Genomic DNA, 18,870 nt, shown 5'->3' on the forward strand with positions numbered 1-18,870 from the left:
CAGTTGTTGCAAAGGCACGATCCCCTGACGATGGCCGACTACGACAAAAGCGCGCTTACGGCCGATATTATCGATATCGAAACCGCTCTCGCGATGATCCGTCGGCAATGGCGTATCGTGCTTGCCACCATTGCTGTCGCTGCAGCAATCGGTCTGACCTATATCGTGACCGCGGTCCCGATTTATTCTGCAACGGCAACCCTGCTGATCGATCGCAACAACAGCCAGATCGTCGAGCAGCTTTCGACGATCGGTGGCGTCGTCGAGGACGAGGCATCCATTCTCAGCCAGGTCGAGGTTCTGCAATCGGAAACCATCGGGCTTTCGGTCATTAATAGTCTGAATCTGGCGGAAAATCGGGAATTCGAAGCTGAGCGCGCGTCGCTTTTAAGCTCGATAATCAATACCATCCGTTCGCTCGTAAATGTTTCCCAATGGTTTTCGCCGGAAAAAGACACGGTCATCGATGACGAAACCCTGAAGCGCGCGCTTTCGGACCGGTTGCTATCGAACCTTTCCGTAAAACGCATAGGCCGCACTTACGCGCTGGAACTTACCTACAACTCGACATCCCCGGTGCTTGCCGCCCAGATCGTCAATGCAGTGGCTTCCGCCTATCTGGTTGATAAGCTGAACTCCAAATACGAGGCAACGAAGCGCGCCAGCGACTGGCTGTCCGACCGCATAGCCGAATTACGCCAGAGGGCCCTCGAAACCGATCTGGCCGTGCAGAAATTTCGCGCCGAACACAATTTGATCTCGGCCGGCAATAACGGCCTGCTCTCCGATCAGCAACTCGCCGAATCCAACAGCGCTCTGATCCTGGCGCAGTCGGAAACGGCAAGGGCGCGGGCGCGGGTGCAACGGATCGACCATATCCTCGCTACCGACGATGTCGATGCCGTCGTAACGGATATTCTCGACAGCTCCGTCGCAAATGATCTGCGCAAGAAATATCTCGAATCCTCCAAGGTCGAGGCCGAAATCGCCGGCCGGCTCGGCGGCAACCACGTTCAGGCCGTGCGTCTGCGCAACGAAATGCAGGAATACCGTCGTCTGATGTTCCAGGAAGTCAGCCGAATCGCACAAAGTTACAAAAGTGATCTTGAGGTCTCGGAAGCGAGGGAAAAATCACTGGCCGAAAGCGTCGCCAGGGCCACTGACGTCAGTAATTCGGCCAGCCAGACACAGGTTCAGTTGCGCGAATTGCAGCGCGAAGCGGAAACCTACAAAAATATGTATCAGACCTTCCTGCAGCGTTATCAGGAGGCGATGCAGCAGCAATCCTTCCCCGTGACGGAAGCCCGCGTGATCTCCAAGGCGATGCCGCCTAAAACTCCGAGCAAACCGAACAAGCCGCTGGTCTTGGCGCTGTTCATGTTCCTGGGGGCTGTCGCTGGCGGCGGCATCGCCGCGTTCCGTGAATTCCGTGACCGATTCTTCCGAACCGGGGAACAGGTTCGCGATATCCTGGGACTGGAATTTCTTGGCAATACCCCCCTCATCCAAAACAAGCCTGTCCAAGACATCCTGCCGAAAGGACAAGAGGGCAATCCCGCCGCCACACGCCCCTCCAGCATCGGCCGCTACGCTGTCGACCATCCGCTGTCCTCCTTCGCCGAAACGCTGCGCAGCACCCGGCTTGCCATAGATCTCGGCATTCCAGCAAAAAGCGGCGCGCGGGTGGTGGGTGTTGTATCGGCCTTGCCGAGTGAAGGAAAATCGACGATTTCGATCAATCTGGCGCAACTTCTGGCGGGACAGGGAGCGAGAGTATTGCTGCTTGACGCCGATATTCGCAATCCAGGCGCCACCCGCGCTTTGGCGCGTCACGCTGGAGAGGGCCTGCTCGAAGTGCTGCTGGAAGGCCGCAATATGCGGGATGTGCTATTGCACGACGAAAAGACGCGGCTCGTGTTCCTGCCTACGGTCGTGAAGCAACGCGTACCACATTCCTCCGAGTTGCTGACATCCGCACAGATGCACAAATTGCTGGCCGAGGCGAGCGGCGCCTTCGACTATATAGTCGTAGACCTGCCACCGCTCGGACCGGTGATCGACGCCCGAGCCATGGCTGGACGGATCGACGGTTTCGTCTTTGTTGCCGAATGGGGCAAGACCGCCCGCAAGGCCGTACGCAACACGATCGAAAACGAAGTTCATATTCGCAAGAAATGCCTCGGCGTCATCCTCAACAAGGTCGACACGGAAAAACTGAAGCTTTACCGGGCTTACGGCTCAAGCGAATATTATCATTCGCGCTACACGCGATATTATCATGACTAGGCGGGACCGCGGGACGCGCCTGCGTAAAATCTTTGCGGTCGTGCCGGTTCTCATCATTTCTGTATTCGTTTTATCCGTCGCAGCAGAGGCATTTTCCGCAACACGGCGTTTTTCCGATATTGTTGCGACAGCGAAGATCGCCGACGACAAGAACGGCCTGGCACCTGACTTCCTGGCAAGGACCGTCGAACGGCTCCGTCCCGTCGTAGCAGAAAAAATCTGCCGCTCGGATATCATCAAGGCCGGGCTGAGGCTCGTCCTGGCCGATCTCGATGCAAATGGCAAGGATGTAGCATCCGAGGCCGGAGCAGCACGTCTTGGATTTGCCGAAACCTATATTCGTCATGCGCTCTTTTGTTTTCCCGCAAATGGAGACGTATGGCTACGTCTTGCCATGGTTCGTTCGCTGCGCAACGCCTCGCCCATGGAAATTGCCGTGCTGATGAATTTTTCACAGCTTTACGGACCCGCCGATGCCAATCTGATACGTGGACGCTTCGCGATGTGGCAGCAATTTCCAAAAGGAACGCTGCCTCAGGCCGAGGCGGCCAGAGACGCGGACACCATGATCGTTTGCGGCAAGGAAGGAGACGTATTGCGCTGGACTTTGCGTAATGTCTGCCCACAGAAGCCGCGGGGCGCATAAATACCCCTTGCCGCTTCCGTGACAGAGGAGCGGCTTGCGGTCAGGTCTTGTCCGTCAACTCCCTACATCGCCGCAACAAACAATTCCGCAAAGCCGAAAACACATGCCTCCTATCGAGACCCGTTCAGACCCGCTGTCCTCCTTGCCCTCGCGACCAGTCGTGTTTCAACATTACCTAAGGGGGGCTGTTGTGATCGCGTTCTGGGCAATCTTTCTGTTCACGCTTCTCAATCGCGGCGCGACCGAGATCGAAAGCCGCATCGTCGTCACGCTTGCAATTTATCTCCTGCTGGTGCCTGCGATCCTCTTGTTCGGACCACCCCGGGCCGGGGCCAGTAAAGCGCTCGCCGCAGCTTGCCTTTTGCTGGGAGCACTTATCGTACAGGTGTTGCTGCAGTCGTTGTCTCTGCCGGGCATTGCCACCCCCAATCCAGCCTGGTCCGTCGCCGCCTTGTTCACGCAGGTCGCACCCGCCGCCACGACCTCGCTCACGCCGGCAGACGATCGGCTCGGCCTGCTCAGCGCCGCCCTGCCCTTCGGCACCTTCATAACCGGCCTCGTGATTTTCGATAGCGACGAGCGCGCGGCAAAAGCGCTACGGTGGTTCGCAATGGGCGGCGGCTGGCTCGCGCTATGGTCGATCGTGCAATTTCAGTTTTTTCCCGAAACGCTCGGCTTCATTCAGAAACGGTTTTATCTTGAGAGCCTGACCGGCCTTTTCGTCAACCGCAATACCGCCGCGACTTTTTTCGGCCTTATCCTGCTCACGCTCGTCGTGCTGCTGCATAAAAGGCTCCTGGCTCCGAACTGGGCAATGGTCAGAGCCCTTGTGGCAAATCGCCTGACCGTGCCTGACAAACAGAAGCGCCTCATCCGCAGCGCCGGCTTCGCCAGCATGCTCACTGCCTTTTGCTTCATAGCATTGATGCTGACCGGATCGCGCGCGGGGATCATGTCGAGTTTTGCGGCACTGCTCTTCCTTATTCTTCTTACCGTTTTTAACCCTCCTCCCAGGATCGCGCGCAATGCGGCTCCCTTACGGGACAAACGGCGCGGGTCGAAACGAGTGGCAGCAATCATGCTTGCCATTGCCGTCGGCCTGTTCTCACTTTTCGCCAATCGGGTGGCGCTTCGCATGGAAACGCGATTGGAAGACGACCTGCGCTTCTGCTACATGCCGGGCATCACGCGCGCCATTGCCGACGGCTGGCCCTGGGGATCGGGTCTCGCAAGCTTTGCAGAAGGCTACGCGCCCTACCATCCGGCGCAATGCGGGGTGAACACCGTCGTCACCCATGCCCATAATGTCTATGCCGAGGGCTTGCTAACGCTCGGCATCGCATTCCCGCTTTACGTGGCTTTTTTTACACTCGCCCAAGTGGCCATTTTTATTCGCGGGGCACGCAAACGCAAAAGCTATCGCTACGCCTCGCATCTCGGCCTTGCAGGGCTGTTGCTTGTCGTACTGCATTCGACACTTGATTTTTCACTGCAGATTCCCGGCTTCGCCATGGCCTACGCCATATTCCTCGCACCCATCGTCACTTTGTGCCTGCATCCGCCCGGAACGGAACGGGACGGACGGCGGCAGAGCTTACCCGTGGCCATTCCCGCAATATCGCCCCCGATCAGCCGGGACGAGCCCGCGCAAACCCTGTTTCGGCAACCTTAAATCTGGCGTCTGCGTCCGTGTCGCGGATGCGAAATTCATATTGCAGGCTTTCTCTGCCGCACCATTACGGGGAGCTTCGCCAGCATGACAGCTATCAGGGTCAATTCCCTGTATCATGCCCGACATTGGCTTATGGTAGAAAGTCGTTATTCGGTGCGGCGTTTGTGGACAATCTAAGTTTTTATGCCCACAATCTTCAACTCCAAAACAGTTAGCACATCCGGTGGTGTGATTGGTATCAAGGCTCCCACCGCATCTCGCAAAGCATCCATTCGGCCGGAACTCGCAGCATGGTTTTCATTTCGCGACTAGGTTTTCGATAAAATTAAAGTTTAGGCAACATCATTTTATTTTGGTTCTATACAGAGTAAAATCGGATTTTGTTTCCATATATAAAATATAATTGCAAATTTTACATTAAATAAAAGCATTATCATTCATGATTTTATATATTTTTATAAGTATATTTTATTAAATATAATTAAAGGAACAATGATGAAGGGATTTTCACGACCATCCGTTGCTTCCCTTTTCGTGGCACTTATTCTTTTTCCTATTTCATCGTTTGCGCAGCAGCACGAATTTATCAAAAACGGCTCCTTCGCGGGCGATATCTTCCCATGGTGGTCACAAGGTGCAGGTATACGCGCGCGGGAAGCAAGCGGGCGCACATCCGTCGTCGTTCCGTCCGGTATGGTGGTACAAGAGAAAATCGGCGTCTCAGGCGGCCGCAACTACCGCCTTTCGATGGAGATCCTTGGCGAGGTTACACAAGCCGGCACGGTTTCTGTACAGATGAGCTTTCGTGGTCCAGGCGTCGCAGGTGAATGGCAGGGGCCTTCCCTCGTCACCGTAGACGGCCGCGAGAACGGAAATTGCACCGCAGCTCCAGTTTTGCGGACCGAGAAAGCAGCCCTAGTGGCGGGCGGCGGCGTGGCCGAATGGCGGTCATATGCCATTACTTTTACTGCGCCGCCCAAAGCGGATCAGATGGTTCTTTACCTTCGAAAAGCGCCGTGCACGCCAGGTACAGCGGCGTTCACCGGCATTTCTGTGGTGGAGACGGATGAACCGGCAACTTCAGCCGCCCAAGCCGCCCGCCAGACCCTGGCGGCCGAGTGGCTTCCTCCGCCTGCAGATCCCACTTCCAATGCCGAACTCTTGCAAAATCAGCTTGCCCGTCCCGCTCCGTTGGATGGGCGCCATCTGCTGGCGAAGGCAGGAGATATGACAATGCGGGTGCATGTCGGCCTCGATGAGGACGTGATGACGCTTCAAGCCGCCGCCGACCTCTCAAATTTCTCTGCAAAGGTGGCGGGCGCTGTCGGCCCCACACATCTATCCATAGATGAGGCTATCACACAGCAGCCGCTGCTCGTCGTCGGGCGCCTCAATGCGTTCGCGCGCAAAGCGTTCACCGAGGCCGACTTTGAGGGACTCGGAGACGATGGCTTCGTTATACGTTCCTTTGGTCCCCACATCCTGATCGCTGGACGTACCCCGCGCGGCACCATGTACGGCGTCAACTGGTTCCTTGACCGTAAGCTCGGAATTCGATGGTTGGCACCGGACGTGACGCATCTTCCGCCGACACCGGACATCACATTACCGCCTCAACAGGAACGACAAATTCCACGTTTCGATTTTCGTGAAGTCCTTAACGTCGAGGCACAAGATAAGGCGTGGCGCCAGCGCAACCTGATGAACGGTGAATCTCACGGTCCTTCTTTTCAACCGTCACCGCCAGCGCTTGACAGCTGGAGCAGAAACTGGGCAAGCAAGGGCATCATCGCCAATTTCTACGAATTGTTGCCTCGAGCCACCTATAATGCTGCTCATCCGGAGTGGTACGCTGGCGGGCAACTGGCAATGATGAATGAGGAGATGCGAGCGGAGATGGCCCGCGTGGTTGTCGAACGGCTACGCCTGTTGCCGGACTACCGGAATATCTGGTTCGCCATTCATGATATGGATTGGGGCTGGGATATGGACGCCGATAGCGAGGCATTCGCTAATCGCCATGGCGGGCATGCGTCGGCGCCCCGGCTGGATATGATGATCGACGTTGCTCAACGTGTCCGTGTGGAACTGCCCGGCGCTCGCCTCGCTTTTAACGCCTACCACTGGAGCTTCACACCGCCGGAAGGCATGACCGTACCGGATCACATCCTCGTTTATCCGATGACGATCCACGTCAATTATCGCGACGCCCTCAACGGCTCCGCCAATGCTACTCTCGGCAAGGACATTGCCGGCTGGAATAAGATTGCCCGCAATGTTCTTGTCTGGGACCACATCACGAATTTCGCTGGCTTCATCCAGCCTACTCCGAACATTTTTCCGATCGGCAGGTCGATCCAATGGCTCGCATCGCTCGAACATGTTGAAGGATATATGGGCGAAGGTAGCTTTAATACGCAGGGCGCCGAATTCGCGAGTCTCAGAGCGTGGATGATCGCTCGCCTGCTATGGGACCCGGAACAGGATATCGACGGATTGGTGCGCGAATTCTGCGAGGCTTATTACGGGCCTGCGGCTCCAGCCATCATTGAATACATCCGTTTCTACCACGATAAGATCAGCCACACTGATGATGTTCTGGCAGAAAAGACCACAGTCGACATGGCCATGTTTGACGCGGAGTTTGTCAAACGGGCTGACGGGTTGTTCGATAAAGCTGAGGCGTCTGTCCGAGGAACCCTCTATGAAGCACGTGTGCAGACGGCGCGCATCCCGGTGGACTACGTGATCCTCTTGCGCCGGAATGAATATTCAAGCTTGCGCGATCAGATCGGGTTCGACGTGAACCTGGGCATAAATCAACGACTTGAGCGCTTTAGAAAGGCTATCTTACAAGCCGGCGTGAGCCACTACATTCAAAATGAAAAGATAGAAGCCCTGACCTCCCTTCTGGCCATCGAGAGGCGAACGCCGCAAAAACCGGACATCGCCGCGGATGGGATCGACTGGAAAGACATACAGGATATATCATTCCAACGCTTCGCCGGAGCGAAAAGCGCGATCGTGCCCGATCCCCTTGCCTCTGACGGGGCAGCGATCGCTCTTGATCGAAGCTCGACGGGTTGGAACACACAGCTCAAGTTCGACAAATTGCCCAAATCCGGAAAATGGTGGCTCTATGCTGCCATTCGTGCAGAACATGCAACAGAGAATGAAATCGTCGCCAAACTCGGTGCCGCCCCCCCCATGAACTGCTTCGATACGATTGAGTACGACCCGTCAATTTCTAAACAATATTCGTGGTTCGAAGTGCCCGGAGGACCTTTTTCATACACAACCGATCACGCTTACAGTATCTATCTGGCTCCCATACGTGGGCCTGCAGGATCCAGGGTGTTTGTGGATAGGATAGTTGCATTATCCCGGCCGTGGCAGGAAACCTCTGCCGAGCAGACTGGCAAAAATTTACCGCGCATAAAGCTCGCCTCCACACAAAAATGCCAATAAAAGCCGGAAAATGGCATTATTTCAGAATACAAATTTCGGCCAATAGACGAAAGCTGCTTGGACCAATTAATCAAGAGCGGACCATTGTATGGGACAGCGGCGATGATGAATCAGGAAGCGCGCCAGCTCGCGTCCCCAAATAAAGCTGGAAAACTCCAGCTTCCGCTGGTCCAGAAAGCTGGGCGCTTCACAATCGAAACGGACTCCAGCAAAATTTGGAGGAAGTTTGGGGCTCAAGCCAGTGCGCGAATAGATCTCGGAGATGCCGCCGCCAATCTCAGCCCCATGTCAGTGCTGTCGCAGCAGGAACCGTTTCGCCGACCCCGCCCTCTTAACCCAGCGGATTGCCCCGCGCCCGGCAGGGCTGATATTGGCGGCATAGGTCAGTTGCTCGAAAGCACCGTAGTCGAGCGACGCAAGAGGATCGACAGGCTGCCCCGTGGCGATGAACAACTCATGCAGGTAACTGCCACCGCACGGCATCAGTTCAGGTGGGATGCGGCTGCGGCTCAGGATTTCGTTCCAGAGATGCAGGCATATGGCATTGCGGGTCCGCGCCTCGCAGGCATCGCGCTCCTCCTTGCGAAACAGCAGAGCCACATCATCGAAATGGACCGGGTAGAACTTCTCCGGTGACAGGACCGTGCACAGGTCTGGAAACTCGGCGGCATAGTCGGTGATCAGCTTGGGGCCGATGGCTCCCCAATCGAAGTTCTTTCCCTGTGCATCCGCGCGCTTTTCAAGCTCTACTGCAATGTCGGGCCTAGAGATGAAAAGTACGGCGCCGTTGAGTTTGCCGGGCGCCTCTTCACCAATCAGCAAGCCTTTCGACCGCGCTTCCAACTCCATGAACGCACTGGCATCGGCCAGGCAATAAACATCAGTGTCGAACCACCAGCCGGGTTCATCCCGAAACAGACGATAGCGGAAAAGATCAGTGAAGGCGGCGATAGAACCGACCTTGCCACCCTGAGTGAGCGACAAGACCTCATTTTCTTGAGCCCTCGTCCGGGCGTCTACAAGCCTCACCCCGTCGGGTACAGAAAGAGACGCATTGAAGGTGTGAAGGTGTACCTTAATGCCCTTGCGGACAAAGGATGATAGGCAGGCGCGCTCATAGAGCCTGAGCGCCGGGCCATGCCAGAAGAAATTCGCGACTGCCATAACAACTCGCGCCCCTATAACAAAAATATCTGCACAAGATGGCCCAATTATCTGGCCGTAATCCTAAAATACGAACTATTGCCAGCATCGGCATTTAACGACCTAAACTGGTCTTTCCACGTCTGAATTTCGTTAACAGGCAATTTCAGGGAAACTGGAGTTGGGCTTGATATCCAATCAACGATACGCTCCTTCTCGCTCCTATCAAGCACCGGAAGATGAGTATCACTTGCAATTTCACGAGCCCTGTTATCGACACTCAAGATCAATGAACGCCGGCCTCGTTGCATCGCCCTGATGCCTCCGTGAAGCCGCGAACCTACGAAATCCACATTCAAATTATCAAGAACATAGTTATAGTGAATCAAATTGGGAGGTATGATCTCATCATCACCATTGGACCATGACTGAAAGTATTCAATGTCCTCGTATTGCTGAGGCCAAAAATATATCTTCTCGTATTTACTCTTCAGTGCCAAGTATATTTCTCTATCAACCTCTACATTCGGTCGATAGAAAGTCGTTGCGAATACAACCGCCGGCGCCTTCAACACTGGGATACTGGCGCAGCGCTCGGGAGTAAGACGCCACATCGTAGGGCAACCCGTATTTAATGAACGGATTCCTATACTTTCAAGCATCTTCTTTGAATATTCGTCGCGCACAGAATGTAACAAACGCGAAGAAAATATCCGATTATATGTAAACTTGGTAACAAAAGTGGCCTTTTCCTGATAATCTTTCCAGCCCACACCAAACGCCACAACATCTCTTAAGCGGAACGCTTGATATGGCCTTAATAGCCAAGTCGATTCTTTAAAAACATGAGAAGATAAAATATTTGAACCGCACAAAAACTTTAAATCACTTCGTTTGGCCAGAGCCACACCATGTGAGTCGAGATAATCATGCGTTGCCGCGGATAGCTTAATTGCTTCAGGAAATAGCTCGTCTATCACCTGCCTGATCGCATCCATAATGATGTCATCACCAACATTAGTGCTCCCAACAGCAGTATCGAAAAGAAGCACACGCATTTTCAAATCCTTTATTCAAATGAGTAAACCCGTAGTGACAGGCTTTCTTAAAAATGGCAGGGTCTTAAAATGGCAGGGTTTTCAAACTATGATACGCCTACATTTATTCCATTGCCTTTACAAGCCTTTGAATTAGAGAGCTCACGCAGATACTATCTGCAGTTTATATAAGGAAATCACTCTTAGCCCCGGCAAACAACGCTGCCCGTGTTCAAAATCAGCATTAGCGTCGAATTGGCCACACTTCGCGTTAACCTATTGTAACAAAACAATTTACACTCAAGGAAGGCGGCTGCTGTCGCGTTTCGCTTCACCAAACTTCCTACACCAATGACGGCAGTTCAAGCCATCTGTATGCAACGCTGTCCGCAATAGCGCGTGAATATATGATCCATGCGGAGAGCGGCACGGGATTTAAGTAGAGACCTCGCAATCGTAACTCGTAGTGTTCGAAAGCCATTAAGAATGATCATATGTGACCGGAGCGAGCAATGAACCATGACGAACACTCACTCCCAAATGATATTCGTCGCACAGCACAGCTTGGGATATTCTGGTCGATAATACAAAGTTGGGGAGGGAAACTGGTTGCTTTCGGCTTATCAATCCTTCTGGCGAGACTACTTAGCCCCGAAGAATTTGGTATTGCCTCTGCGGCGGCACTGGTGCTCATGCTGATTCCGATGGTGGCGGAATTCGGCTTTGGCGATGCAATTCTGCAGCGGCAAAACCTGAAATCGAGAGACATCAACCTTCCGTTCTATTTTTCCATAGGTATCGTCGCCGTTTTAGTGCTGGTCGTCACCTTGATGTCTGGTGACATCTCCGTCTGGCTCGGTAAACCGGAACTGGCATTCTATGTGATGATGATCGCCGGTACGATGATCATCAATACGCTGACGCAATTTCAAGAGGCGGTCTACAAGCGCAAGCTGGCGTTTCGTACTCTGGCACTGAGAACGCTTAACGCCAACCTTCTTGGCGGTGCAACGGCAGTCGTTTGCGCCGGTGCTGGCTTCGGTATTTGGAGCTTCGTCGCCCAGGCCTACGTGGCAAGTCTGATCGGTCTCCTGTGGTTATGGTGGCGACCGCAGTGGAAGCCTGGCCTAGAACTAAATCCTTTGGCTTTCCGTCAGATGTTGCGGTTCGGTCTACCTATTGTGGGACAAAGATTGGTGGATTTTGCGGGCTCGCGTTTCATAGACCTGTTGATAGTCAGCCAACTAGGCCTTGCCCTTTACGGTGTATATATTGTCGGCTCGAAGCTCTACTTAACGATGATGGAACTACTGCAGGGAGCGCTCTATAGTGTGTCGCTCACGGTTCTTTCAACGATCGCCTCTGACCGAGAGCGAACGGCGAATATCTATTTAAAGACGATTGGACTTTCCTCAGCGTTTGTCTCGCCGGTTTTCGTGATGGTCTCTGTTCTCAGTCCTGAGATTTGCCACGTTCTGTTCGGCGAAAAATGGCAAGGCGTTGATGACGTTGCAATGGTACTTCTTTTGCTAGGCGCGATACAATGCGTTCAGTACATGAATGCTGCGTTCCTCGGCGCACGCGGGCGCCCTGAAATCAATCTGATCGCCGGCACCGTCAAGACGGTCTCGCCAATCCTAGGCCTACTGCTACTACCGACCGGCGAACTGCATCTTCTAGTCACCATTTTCGTAGTCGGTCAGTTGATGGCGACACCAGTTTCTTTCTATTTCGTCTCGCGGGAGCTTGGTTTATCAGCGCTGCATATAGTACGAACGCTAGCACCCGCGGTCGCGAATGGTATGGTCAGCTTTTTATCTGTGACTTACGCCCGCCCCTATATCGCGCTTCTAAATCTCAACACTTTCTGGCAGGGTGTAGCCTTGGGTGGAATTTACGTACTAGTATGGCTCGTCCTCATTGCCGCCCTCGATCATACGCGCTTTAGAGCGATGGGGGCCCTCGTCATGACCAAACTCAGACAAAAGTCACAAATCTGACCGATCCCGCCTGTCCACTGTTTGCGGCGGACCTCATCCGTGATCACTTCAATGGCGTCGGTGCTCATTTGACATCAGCCCGCGCTTGAGCCCTCTTGCTTATGCCGAATGTCCGGTCGAAAAGGGCAGTTCAGCCACTCCGATCAGTCATCAAGCCGTGCCGCCCGCTTCTGCCCCTAAGGTCAGCGAACCCTGCCGTATCAGGCCGTTATCCGCCAAGCTCTGCCAGTCTTCGTAACGCTTCGAAAGTTCGGAGAAGAAGACCAGATTGTCGACGTCCTGACGAACATAATTGGCGTATTCGACCGCATGCTGCTGCCGCTTTGTCTCCTCCTTCACCTTGCTCGCAAAGCTGGAGACGAATTTGAAATGCAGCAGAGCTCCACGCAGGCCGCCAAACAGCCGAAGACTGTCGGTATTGAGCGAATAGGGCCAGATGAAATGGGCCGAAAGCAGATAGGCGTAATGCCGCCGCCAGAGGACCAGCGGCACCTTGTTCAAGGTCGGGGAAGCTGCGACATCTCCGAAGAAGGCGCGGGCGCGTGGACCGCCGCGTATGATCACGGCATCATACATCTCCGAACGGGTTTCTTCATAACCCTGACCATCGAAATAGTTGCAGACTTCCAGAGCCGACTGCCCCTCGGCCACCGCGTTCTGCGCAATGCCGACCTTACCATACATATCGACCATGGTGACGCAGAGCGACCGGCACTGGCGGCTTTCCATGGCGGCGGTCAACCCGGGAAGCTTCAGTTGATCGCTGCCGGGATAAACGAGATATTCGTCCGGATCGAGGCTCAGTATCCATTTTCCAGAGCAATATCGCGACAGGATATAGTTGCTCCAACATATGCCGTAACGCGTATCCTTATAGGACGCAGCCGAGCGGAAGATGGTAACGTTCGCCCGCCCACCGAGCACCTCGGCGATATTGTCCGTCGAATCATTATCGATAAAGACGAAATGCTCCACGCCCAGCCGCTCATGGTAATCTATGAAGGCCGCAAGGCGGAAAGCTTCGTTACGCACCGTGGAAATGGAGACGTAGCCGGCATTTTTTAAATGCTCGCGATTATCCTGGACTATCGACATGCTGCCCGCAAATCTCAGCGATAAAGAATGGATCCTGAGCGGCCTCAAGACGAATTTTTTAAATTTATCGAGCAAGTTATATCCCCGGTGCTGAAAACGGTCGGTCAAATCAGATTTTATTTAAGTCAATATTTGGATCCCCGGATCGAACCGGATGTGAAATAGAAGGCTGCGACGTTCGACGACTGGTCCACCGTTTCGATAGGCGCATTCGCCCGAACGTCGTCAGCATACCGCAGAAGAAATATACGATTTCCGATTGATGAAGCGGATTGAGAAGAGTAAGCGCCGCCACCGGCAAAAGCACCGTTAACGCCTGATTGCCGACACCGGCAAAGAACACCGCCCAGAAGACCAGCCCCCCCGCACCGGCTATGATGTAGAGATCAATGGGAGCGGAAAATACGGCATTGACGCCAGTCCCAAGCCCCAGGATCGATTCAGATGTCATGCTGCCGAAATAGGCTTCGACGAAGCCGAAACCATATCCCACCGGATTTTCGCCGATCAGTTTCATGCTCGCCTCGTAGGCAAGGCCGCGTTCTTGCTCAAACTTCACATTCAACTTCTCTTCGCTGAACTCGTCCGCAAAAGCCGTCATATAGAAGACCGCCCCAACGATCATCGGTATGACCTTCCAGCCGAGGTTCGCGCGTGCCTGCAACAGAAAGATGATGCCGCACGCAACGAATGTGGTCTTGGATCCGGACAACAGTGTGACCGCCGCGTTGATCAGGAAAAACGGCACGAACCGCCAACGGGATTCGTCCTTCAGCAGGATCACGTAGGACAGAAGTAGAAAATAGACCGCCAGCCAGTTGCGCTCTCGGAACGTGCCGTTCAACGTGCCCTGGCCGAACAAATGCTCCTTGTAGATCACGGGAAGCTCCAGCACCTGCGTGACATATTGGAACCCCAGAAAGAGCAAAAGGAATGCATAGCCGAGCGGTAGCGGCCGATCCGCAAATTTTTGGGCTACCCATCGACCGGCAAAATAAAAGCCGGGATAGAACAGCGCGAATTTGATGATCTGATCGAATGATTTTACCCGCGGATAATCTTGGAGGAAGGTCACAATGCCGGCAAAACCGAGGAAAAAAAGAAGGGCGCAAGCCTCCGTCAGAGAAATCGTGAAGGAGCGTATCAGCAATAGATAGAACAGAGTGGCCACCAGCCAGACATGCGCGGGCTGAAGCCCCGATATCTGAATGGCCATAAATGGAAGGCTAAGGAGTGCACCCCACAGGATGACGGTCGGCGCCTTGGGGAGGCCCCGCACCATCGCCATCGGTGGATCAGAAATCCGGCTGGTATAGGTCAACTAGAAACTCCCGCATCCCGACGAACTCGGTCTTCGCCATGTACCCGATACCCCGAAACTACTGCAGTGCACCTGAATAATCGTGATCCAGGCAAAGACACACCAGATTTTTAGCAACCCGTTTCCTTGCCACGCTTGTAAAGCTCGAACAACGCATGCCTATTTTCCCCGTTTTGGTGAAAAAACAACCACGACGAGGTCATCCTGTAGTACGCAAATTGGCATTGATCTTGCCTAGCATGAATGAAAAATTCATGGAAGTGTGATGTTTGCGCGATACTTGTCAATCACTGAAATCGCCCTGGGACTTCTACAAAGATTTGTGAGCTCCCGAACCTATGCTACCGTACGACGTTTACTGAGAGGAACGAGAAAATACGATGATCTATGTCGTCCTTGTGAACTGGAAGCGCTACGACGACACGATCGAGTGCCTCGAATCCCTCGTCGGGATTAGCGAACCCGCCTGTCGTGTGATCGTCGTCGACAACCAGACCACCACGGATGGCGTTCAACGGCTTCGAGACTGGTCGGAAGGTCGTTTACAGGCGGACAAATCGGGTCCACCCTGGTCGCGCTTCGCAAGTCCGCAACCAGCCGCCCGGCCGGACATGCAGACGCTTTCCGTCTCAGAGGACTTCCGCGCATCCGGCGCCCCGTTCCTGACGGTCATCGCCAATGCCGACAATAGCGGCTTTGCCGGAGGCTGCAATATCGGCATGAAGGCCGCACTGTCGGATCCCGACTGCGGCTTCATCTGGCTCCTTAACAACGACACGGTCGTTGATCCGATGTCGCTGGCCTATCTCGAAAAAATGGCCCGCACAGACCCATCGATCGGGATTTGCGGCTCGACGCTTGTTTATTACGATACGCCCGACGTGATTCAGACACTGGGCGGACGTTTCAACAGATATATGGGGCGGATATCCAATGTCGGAGAAGGGGAGCCCCGCAGCAGGCTTCGCGAGGTTCTGGCGGAATCGCCCGTCGACTACATGTGTGCTGCTTCCATTCTCGTGTCCCGCGCGTTCATAGAAAAAATCGGCCTGCTTTCGGAGGATTATTTCCTCTATTTCGAGGAACTTGACTGGGAAGCCAGAAACCGTGGACGCTTCAAGACTGCCTGGGCCGAAGAAGCGGTGATCTATCACAAGGAAGGCCGCTCGATCGGGACCAATTCTCGTGGACGCCCCAGCGACATGACCCTCTATTATTACAATGTCAATTTCCTGCGCTTCATCCACAAATTCGCCCCGCTCTGCCTGCCGATCGCGCTGGCCAAAGTTGTCGCCGTCGCAGCCGCGTTCCGGCTAAAGGGCGATGCGGCCGGCGGGCGCAGCGTCCGGCTTGCGCTTGGCGACTTTCTGACTGGAAAAACCCGGCGCGGTTCGATCAGCGCAGCGCTCTCAACGGCCCAATCTTAATCAACGCCGAAGCCGACATGGCGGCCCAGGCTTTGGCATGTACAACCCGGATTTTTTGACGTGTCCCGATTTCTGTCTCAGGCCGCACTGGATTTCGTCGCGCTGGTACTGGCGCTCAGCAGCTTTCGTTATGTGACGGATTTCTGGCTGCTGTCGCTGGTGTTCAGCTTCCAGACACATATTGCGCTTGCTTGCCTCATCCCCTGTCTGGCCTTCATCGCCGCGGGCCGTCTGCGGACCTATGCGTCGATACTGGCTTTCATCGCCGCAGCGTTGTTTATTCACTCGCTGATCCTGAAGACGGACTTCGGGGTACTGACGGCGGCCCCTTCCCCGACGAAGCTGCGGCTTCTGGAGATGAATATCGACTCGCTGAATTTCGACAATGCGGAGCGCATCGTGTCTTTCGTGGAGAGTTCCGGTGCCGACATTGCCGTCATTCTCGAAGCGCCGCCGATCCTAAGCCTGTTCACAAGACTGGACGCTATCTATCCGCATCGGCTGGGTTGCGGAAACCGCACCACGACCTGCGATCTGGTAATGCTGTCGAAATATCCCTTCACGAAGACTGAATATGCGAGCTTAAGCGCCTTGCGGCGGGATCGGCTTGCCATAGCCACGGTCAATCCCGACGGCAGGCCGCTGACCATCATCGCCGCGCATCTGACGAAGCCCTACTACGACGAAAACCACAAGCTGGAACTGCGCAATCTGCAGGGCGTGGTGAACCGGACAGGCAACCGACTCGTGCTGGCCGGCGATTTCAACTCTTCGGTTATCACGCCCGACATGCAGGCCTGGCTGGCCTCGACATCGCTGCGCGGCGGTGGTTATGAAACGCCGACCTGGCCCGCTTCACTCGGCAGTTTCGGCATAGGGATCGATCATGTATTTACCCGATCGCCGCTTGTGATCAACTCGATCAGCCGGATATCGGACCACTTCGGTTCAAATCATTTCGGACTGATGGCGGAGATCGGGGAAGCGCCAGGGCGATAGGTCTCCTCACACAGTCGATAGCACTCACAAAGGCCATTTTCGCCTTGCTGAGGAAAGACATAGCGCTGAACCTTTTGCGCTACGAACTTGAAATAATTACGTGATTCATAAATTCCGCACCGAGCATGGCTCATTCATTTGACTCTTCGTGATTAAACATATTCCGAAAATTTGCGTGCGGTGCAAAACTTCATCTTGCGATAGCGAAACGAATTGATAGACTAAGGCCAAATTCATATCCGTTAGCTTTTTAATTTTTATCTTATTTTCGAAAATATATTATTTTAATAGGGTTACTTTTGAATATTTCGCTTGTGACATCCACAACGCATCGCCTGCGGCATATCCGCGAATTTTTGGAATCTCTTGATATCCAATCGGTACCTGCTACCCAAATCATAGTTGTCGATCAGGGCTCTAATGACAGCAAAGGAAAGCTGGTCGAGCGCTTTGAAGGCAGCCGTCCGGTCCTCGACATCCGAGACAACCGCAAAGGGCTTTCCCGCAGCCTCACAGGCGATATCGTTGTATTTCCCGAAGACGACAGCATCTATCAGATGGATACGCTGAAACCGGTGCACTTTGCCTTCCTCAATGACAGGGACTTGGGCGTTTACGCCGGCATGCGCGTCACTGCCGCAGACGTGCCTTCGCAAGGCCGTTGCGGAGTGCATGTTCAAGCAGTTCGGGCTCCCATTGTAAAACAGCAATCAAGGAGCCTTTAAGGTGGATTTGATACGTTGTGACGCATATGCGCCCACCACGACTGTTTTTGCAGACCGGCGATGGCCTGAAGAAACGGGCATCGGAAAGGTGCAGACCGAAATTGAGGCGCGGCTTCCAGTCGACCTGCGCATAGTCGATGTTAAGGTGCGCGGACGGATAGGTTCGCCCCTATCGCCGGTCTCGATCAGTCGCTCGCTTGCCGGACGTGGCGGTAAAGGCGTATTTTTCAGCGCGGGCTTCGTACCACCGCTAATTACCAAACTTCCCTCAGTGGTCGTTGTCCACGATCTGACCCATCGCCGCTTCTACGGCAAAACCAAGCGCGCTTATTATGACCTGATCTATCGGCCGCTGTATCGACGCTGCGCGGCAGTGATTTGTGTTTCAGAATATACCAGACAGGAGTTCATGGACTGGTCTGGAATGCCTTCGGACAAAGTTCATCTTGTCTATAACGGCACTGAACCGATGTTCCGTGAAGACGGGCTGCGACACAGCCCCGGCTATCCTTACATCTTTTACGGCGGCAATCACCGCAGCTACAAGAACCTGGACCGGCTCGTGCGCGCCTATGCGGCCTCCAGTCTGCGCGGCCGGGGAATACGACTGGTTCTGACCGGAAATCCCAACAATGAGCTTCACGCGCTGGCCACCGAGCTTGGCGTCGACGAAAATTTGATTTTCACGGGCCGACTGCCATCCGAGCAGATTCCTTCACTCTACAGAGGGGCGCTCGCGGTCGCCTATGTCTCACTGTTCGAGGGCTTCGGACTTCCAATCGTTGAGGCATATGCGTGTGGGGTACCAGTCATAACCTCAAATGTTTCGGCCATGCCGGAAGTCGCAGGCGGGGGAGCCCTTCTGGTGGATCCACAGTCCGTTGAAGAGATCAGGGAAGGGCTTGATCGGATCACCTCTGACGAAGCCTTGCGACAACACCTCATCACGAGCGGCCGCAAGAGACGGGAAGATTTCGACTGGGGCGTATCGGCTCGACACCTTTGGGAAATAGTGAAGGGGGCTGCCATCTAGGCGGTAGTTCGGAAACAT

The 18,870-nt window shown here is 54.3% G+C and carries 13 protein-coding genes; 9 read left to right on the forward strand and 4 right to left on the reverse strand.

The annotated features are described in order from the left end of the window. The first annotated feature begins 30 nt into the window (after nucleotides 1-30). The 4 genes from ACIQUH_RS05340 (at nucleotide 31) to ACIQUH_RS05355 (ending at nucleotide 8,072) form a co-directional block, all read left to right on the forward strand. Nucleotides 31-2,286 carry a polysaccharide biosynthesis tyrosine autokinase gene (locus tag ACIQUH_RS05340; protein ID WP_400813018.1) on the forward strand — a complete coding sequence of 752 codons (2,256 nt, stop codon included), beginning with the start codon at nucleotides 31-33 and terminating at the stop codon, nucleotides 2,284-2,286. After that, entirely contained in the window at nucleotides 2,279-2,932 is a 654-nt protein-coding gene (locus tag ACIQUH_RS05345; protein ID WP_400812975.1) for a hypothetical protein, read from the forward strand. Before ACIQUH_RS05340 ends, ACIQUH_RS05345 begins: the two co-directional genes overlap by 8 nt. Nucleotides 2,933-3,035: 103 nt before the next feature. Next, nucleotides 3,036-4,604: an O-antigen ligase family protein gene (locus tag ACIQUH_RS05350; protein ID WP_400813019.1), complete on the forward strand. Its 1,569-nt coding sequence runs from the start codon at nucleotides 3,036-3,038 to the stop codon at nucleotides 4,602-4,604. Nucleotides 4,605-5,096: 492 nt separating this feature from the next. Beyond that, entirely contained in the window at nucleotides 5,097-8,072 is a 2,976-nt protein-coding gene (locus ACIQUH_RS05355) for a DUF4838 domain-containing protein (RefSeq protein ID WP_400812976.1), read from the forward strand. A gap of 288 nt (nucleotides 8,073-8,360) precedes the next feature. On the opposite strand, the gene ACIQUH_RS05360 is transcribed toward ACIQUH_RS05355, so the two are convergent. Together ACIQUH_RS05360 and ACIQUH_RS05365 are read right to left on the reverse strand one after the other, a co-directional pair. Next, the gene (locus ACIQUH_RS05360) at nucleotides 8,361-9,236 is read right to left on the reverse strand and encodes a hypothetical protein (protein ID WP_400812977.1); all 876 of its coding nucleotides are present in this window, start codon (nucleotides 9,234-9,236) and stop codon (nucleotides 8,361-8,363) included. 47 nt (nucleotides 9,237-9,283) lie between these two features. After that, nucleotides 9,284-10,273 carry a polysaccharide pyruvyl transferase family protein gene (locus ACIQUH_RS05365; RefSeq protein WP_400812978.1) on the reverse strand — a complete coding sequence of 330 codons (990 nt, stop codon included), beginning with the start codon at nucleotides 10,271-10,273 and terminating at the stop codon, nucleotides 9,284-9,286. Nucleotides 10,274-10,764: 491 nt separating this feature from the next. On the opposite strand from ACIQUH_RS05365, the gene ACIQUH_RS05370 reads away from it, so the two are divergent. Then, the gene (locus ACIQUH_RS05370; RefSeq protein ID WP_400812979.1) at nucleotides 10,765-12,252 is read left to right on the forward strand and encodes an oligosaccharide flippase family protein; all 1,488 of its coding nucleotides are present in this window, start codon (nucleotides 10,765-10,767) and stop codon (nucleotides 12,250-12,252) included. Nucleotides 12,253-12,402: 150 nt separating this feature from the next. On the opposite strand, the gene ACIQUH_RS05375 is transcribed toward ACIQUH_RS05370, so the two are convergent. Together ACIQUH_RS05375 and ACIQUH_RS05380 are read right to left on the reverse strand one after the other, a co-directional pair. Then, on the reverse strand, nucleotides 12,403-13,347 hold the full coding sequence (locus ACIQUH_RS05375) for a glycosyltransferase family 2 protein (RefSeq protein WP_400812980.1): 945 nt from the start codon (nucleotides 13,345-13,347) through the stop codon (nucleotides 12,403-12,405). Between the two features lie 109 nt (nucleotides 13,348-13,456). Next, nucleotides 13,457-14,668 (reverse strand): hypothetical protein, encoded by a 1,212-nt coding sequence (locus tag ACIQUH_RS05380; RefSeq protein ID WP_400812981.1) that lies wholly within the window; start codon nucleotides 14,666-14,668, stop codon nucleotides 13,457-13,459. Nucleotides 14,669-15,048: 380 nt separating this feature from the next. Between ACIQUH_RS05380 and ACIQUH_RS05385 the strand changes: the two genes are divergently transcribed. From ACIQUH_RS05385 to ACIQUH_RS05400, 4 genes are all read left to right on the forward strand, one after another. Next, on the forward strand, nucleotides 15,049-16,095 hold the full coding sequence (locus ACIQUH_RS05385) for a glycosyltransferase family 2 protein (protein ID WP_400812982.1): 1,047 nt from the start codon (nucleotides 15,049-15,051) through the stop codon (nucleotides 16,093-16,095). A 60-nt stretch (nucleotides 16,096-16,155) separates the two neighbouring features. After that, nucleotides 16,156-17,094 (forward strand): endonuclease/exonuclease/phosphatase family protein, encoded by a 939-nt coding sequence (locus ACIQUH_RS05390; protein WP_400812983.1) that lies wholly within the window; start codon nucleotides 16,156-16,158, stop codon nucleotides 17,092-17,094. Between the two features lie 299 nt (nucleotides 17,095-17,393). Next, on the forward strand, nucleotides 17,394-17,819 hold the full coding sequence (locus tag ACIQUH_RS05395; RefSeq protein ID WP_400812984.1) for a glycosyltransferase family A protein: 426 nt from the start codon (nucleotides 17,394-17,396) through the stop codon (nucleotides 17,817-17,819). A gap of 1 nt (nucleotide 17,820) precedes the next feature. Next, nucleotides 17,821-18,852: a glycosyltransferase family 4 protein gene (locus tag ACIQUH_RS05400; RefSeq protein ID WP_400812985.1), complete on the forward strand. Its 1,032-nt coding sequence runs from the start codon at nucleotides 17,821-17,823 to the stop codon at nucleotides 18,850-18,852. Nucleotides 18,853-18,870 lie beyond the last annotated feature (18 nt).

Origin of the sequence: Agrobacterium sp. NPDC090283 (genome assembly GCF_044769685.1) — a bacterium.
Classification (GTDB): Bacteria; Pseudomonadota; Alphaproteobacteria; order Rhizobiales; family Rhizobiaceae; genus Agrobacterium.

Bases quoted from the DNA above. Each gene is read 5' to 3' on its own strand.
- ACIQUH_RS05350 (WP_400813019.1), top strand. From the start codon at position 3,036: ATGCCTCCTATCGAGACCCGTTCAGACCCGCTGTCCTCCTTGCCCTCG.
- ACIQUH_RS05345 (WP_400812975.1), top strand. From the start codon at position 2,279: ATGACTAGGCGGGACCGCGGGACGCGCCTGCGTAAAATCTTTGCGGTC.
- ACIQUH_RS05370 (WP_400812979.1), top strand. From the start codon at position 10,765: ATGAACCATGACGAACACTCACTCCCAAATGATATTCGTCGCACAGCA.
- ACIQUH_RS05360 (WP_400812977.1), bottom strand. From the start codon at position 9,236: ATGGCAGTCGCGAATTTCTTCTGGCATGGCCCGGCGCTCAGGCTCTAT.
- ACIQUH_RS05375 (WP_400812980.1), bottom strand. From the start codon at position 13,347: ATGTCGATAGTCCAGGATAATCGCGAGCATTTAAAAAATGCCGGCTAC.
- ACIQUH_RS05340 (WP_400813018.1), top strand. From the start codon at position 31: ATGGCCGACTACGACAAAAGCGCGCTTACGGCCGATATTATCGATATC.
- ACIQUH_RS05385 (WP_400812982.1), top strand. From the start codon at position 15,049: ATGATCTATGTCGTCCTTGTGAACTGGAAGCGCTACGACGACACGATC.
- ACIQUH_RS05355 (WP_400812976.1), top strand. From the start codon at position 5,097: ATGATGAAGGGATTTTCACGACCATCCGTTGCTTCCCTTTTCGTGGCA.
- ACIQUH_RS05365 (WP_400812978.1), bottom strand. From the start codon at position 10,273: ATGCGTGTGCTTCTTTTCGATACTGCTGTTGGGAGCACTAATGTTGGT.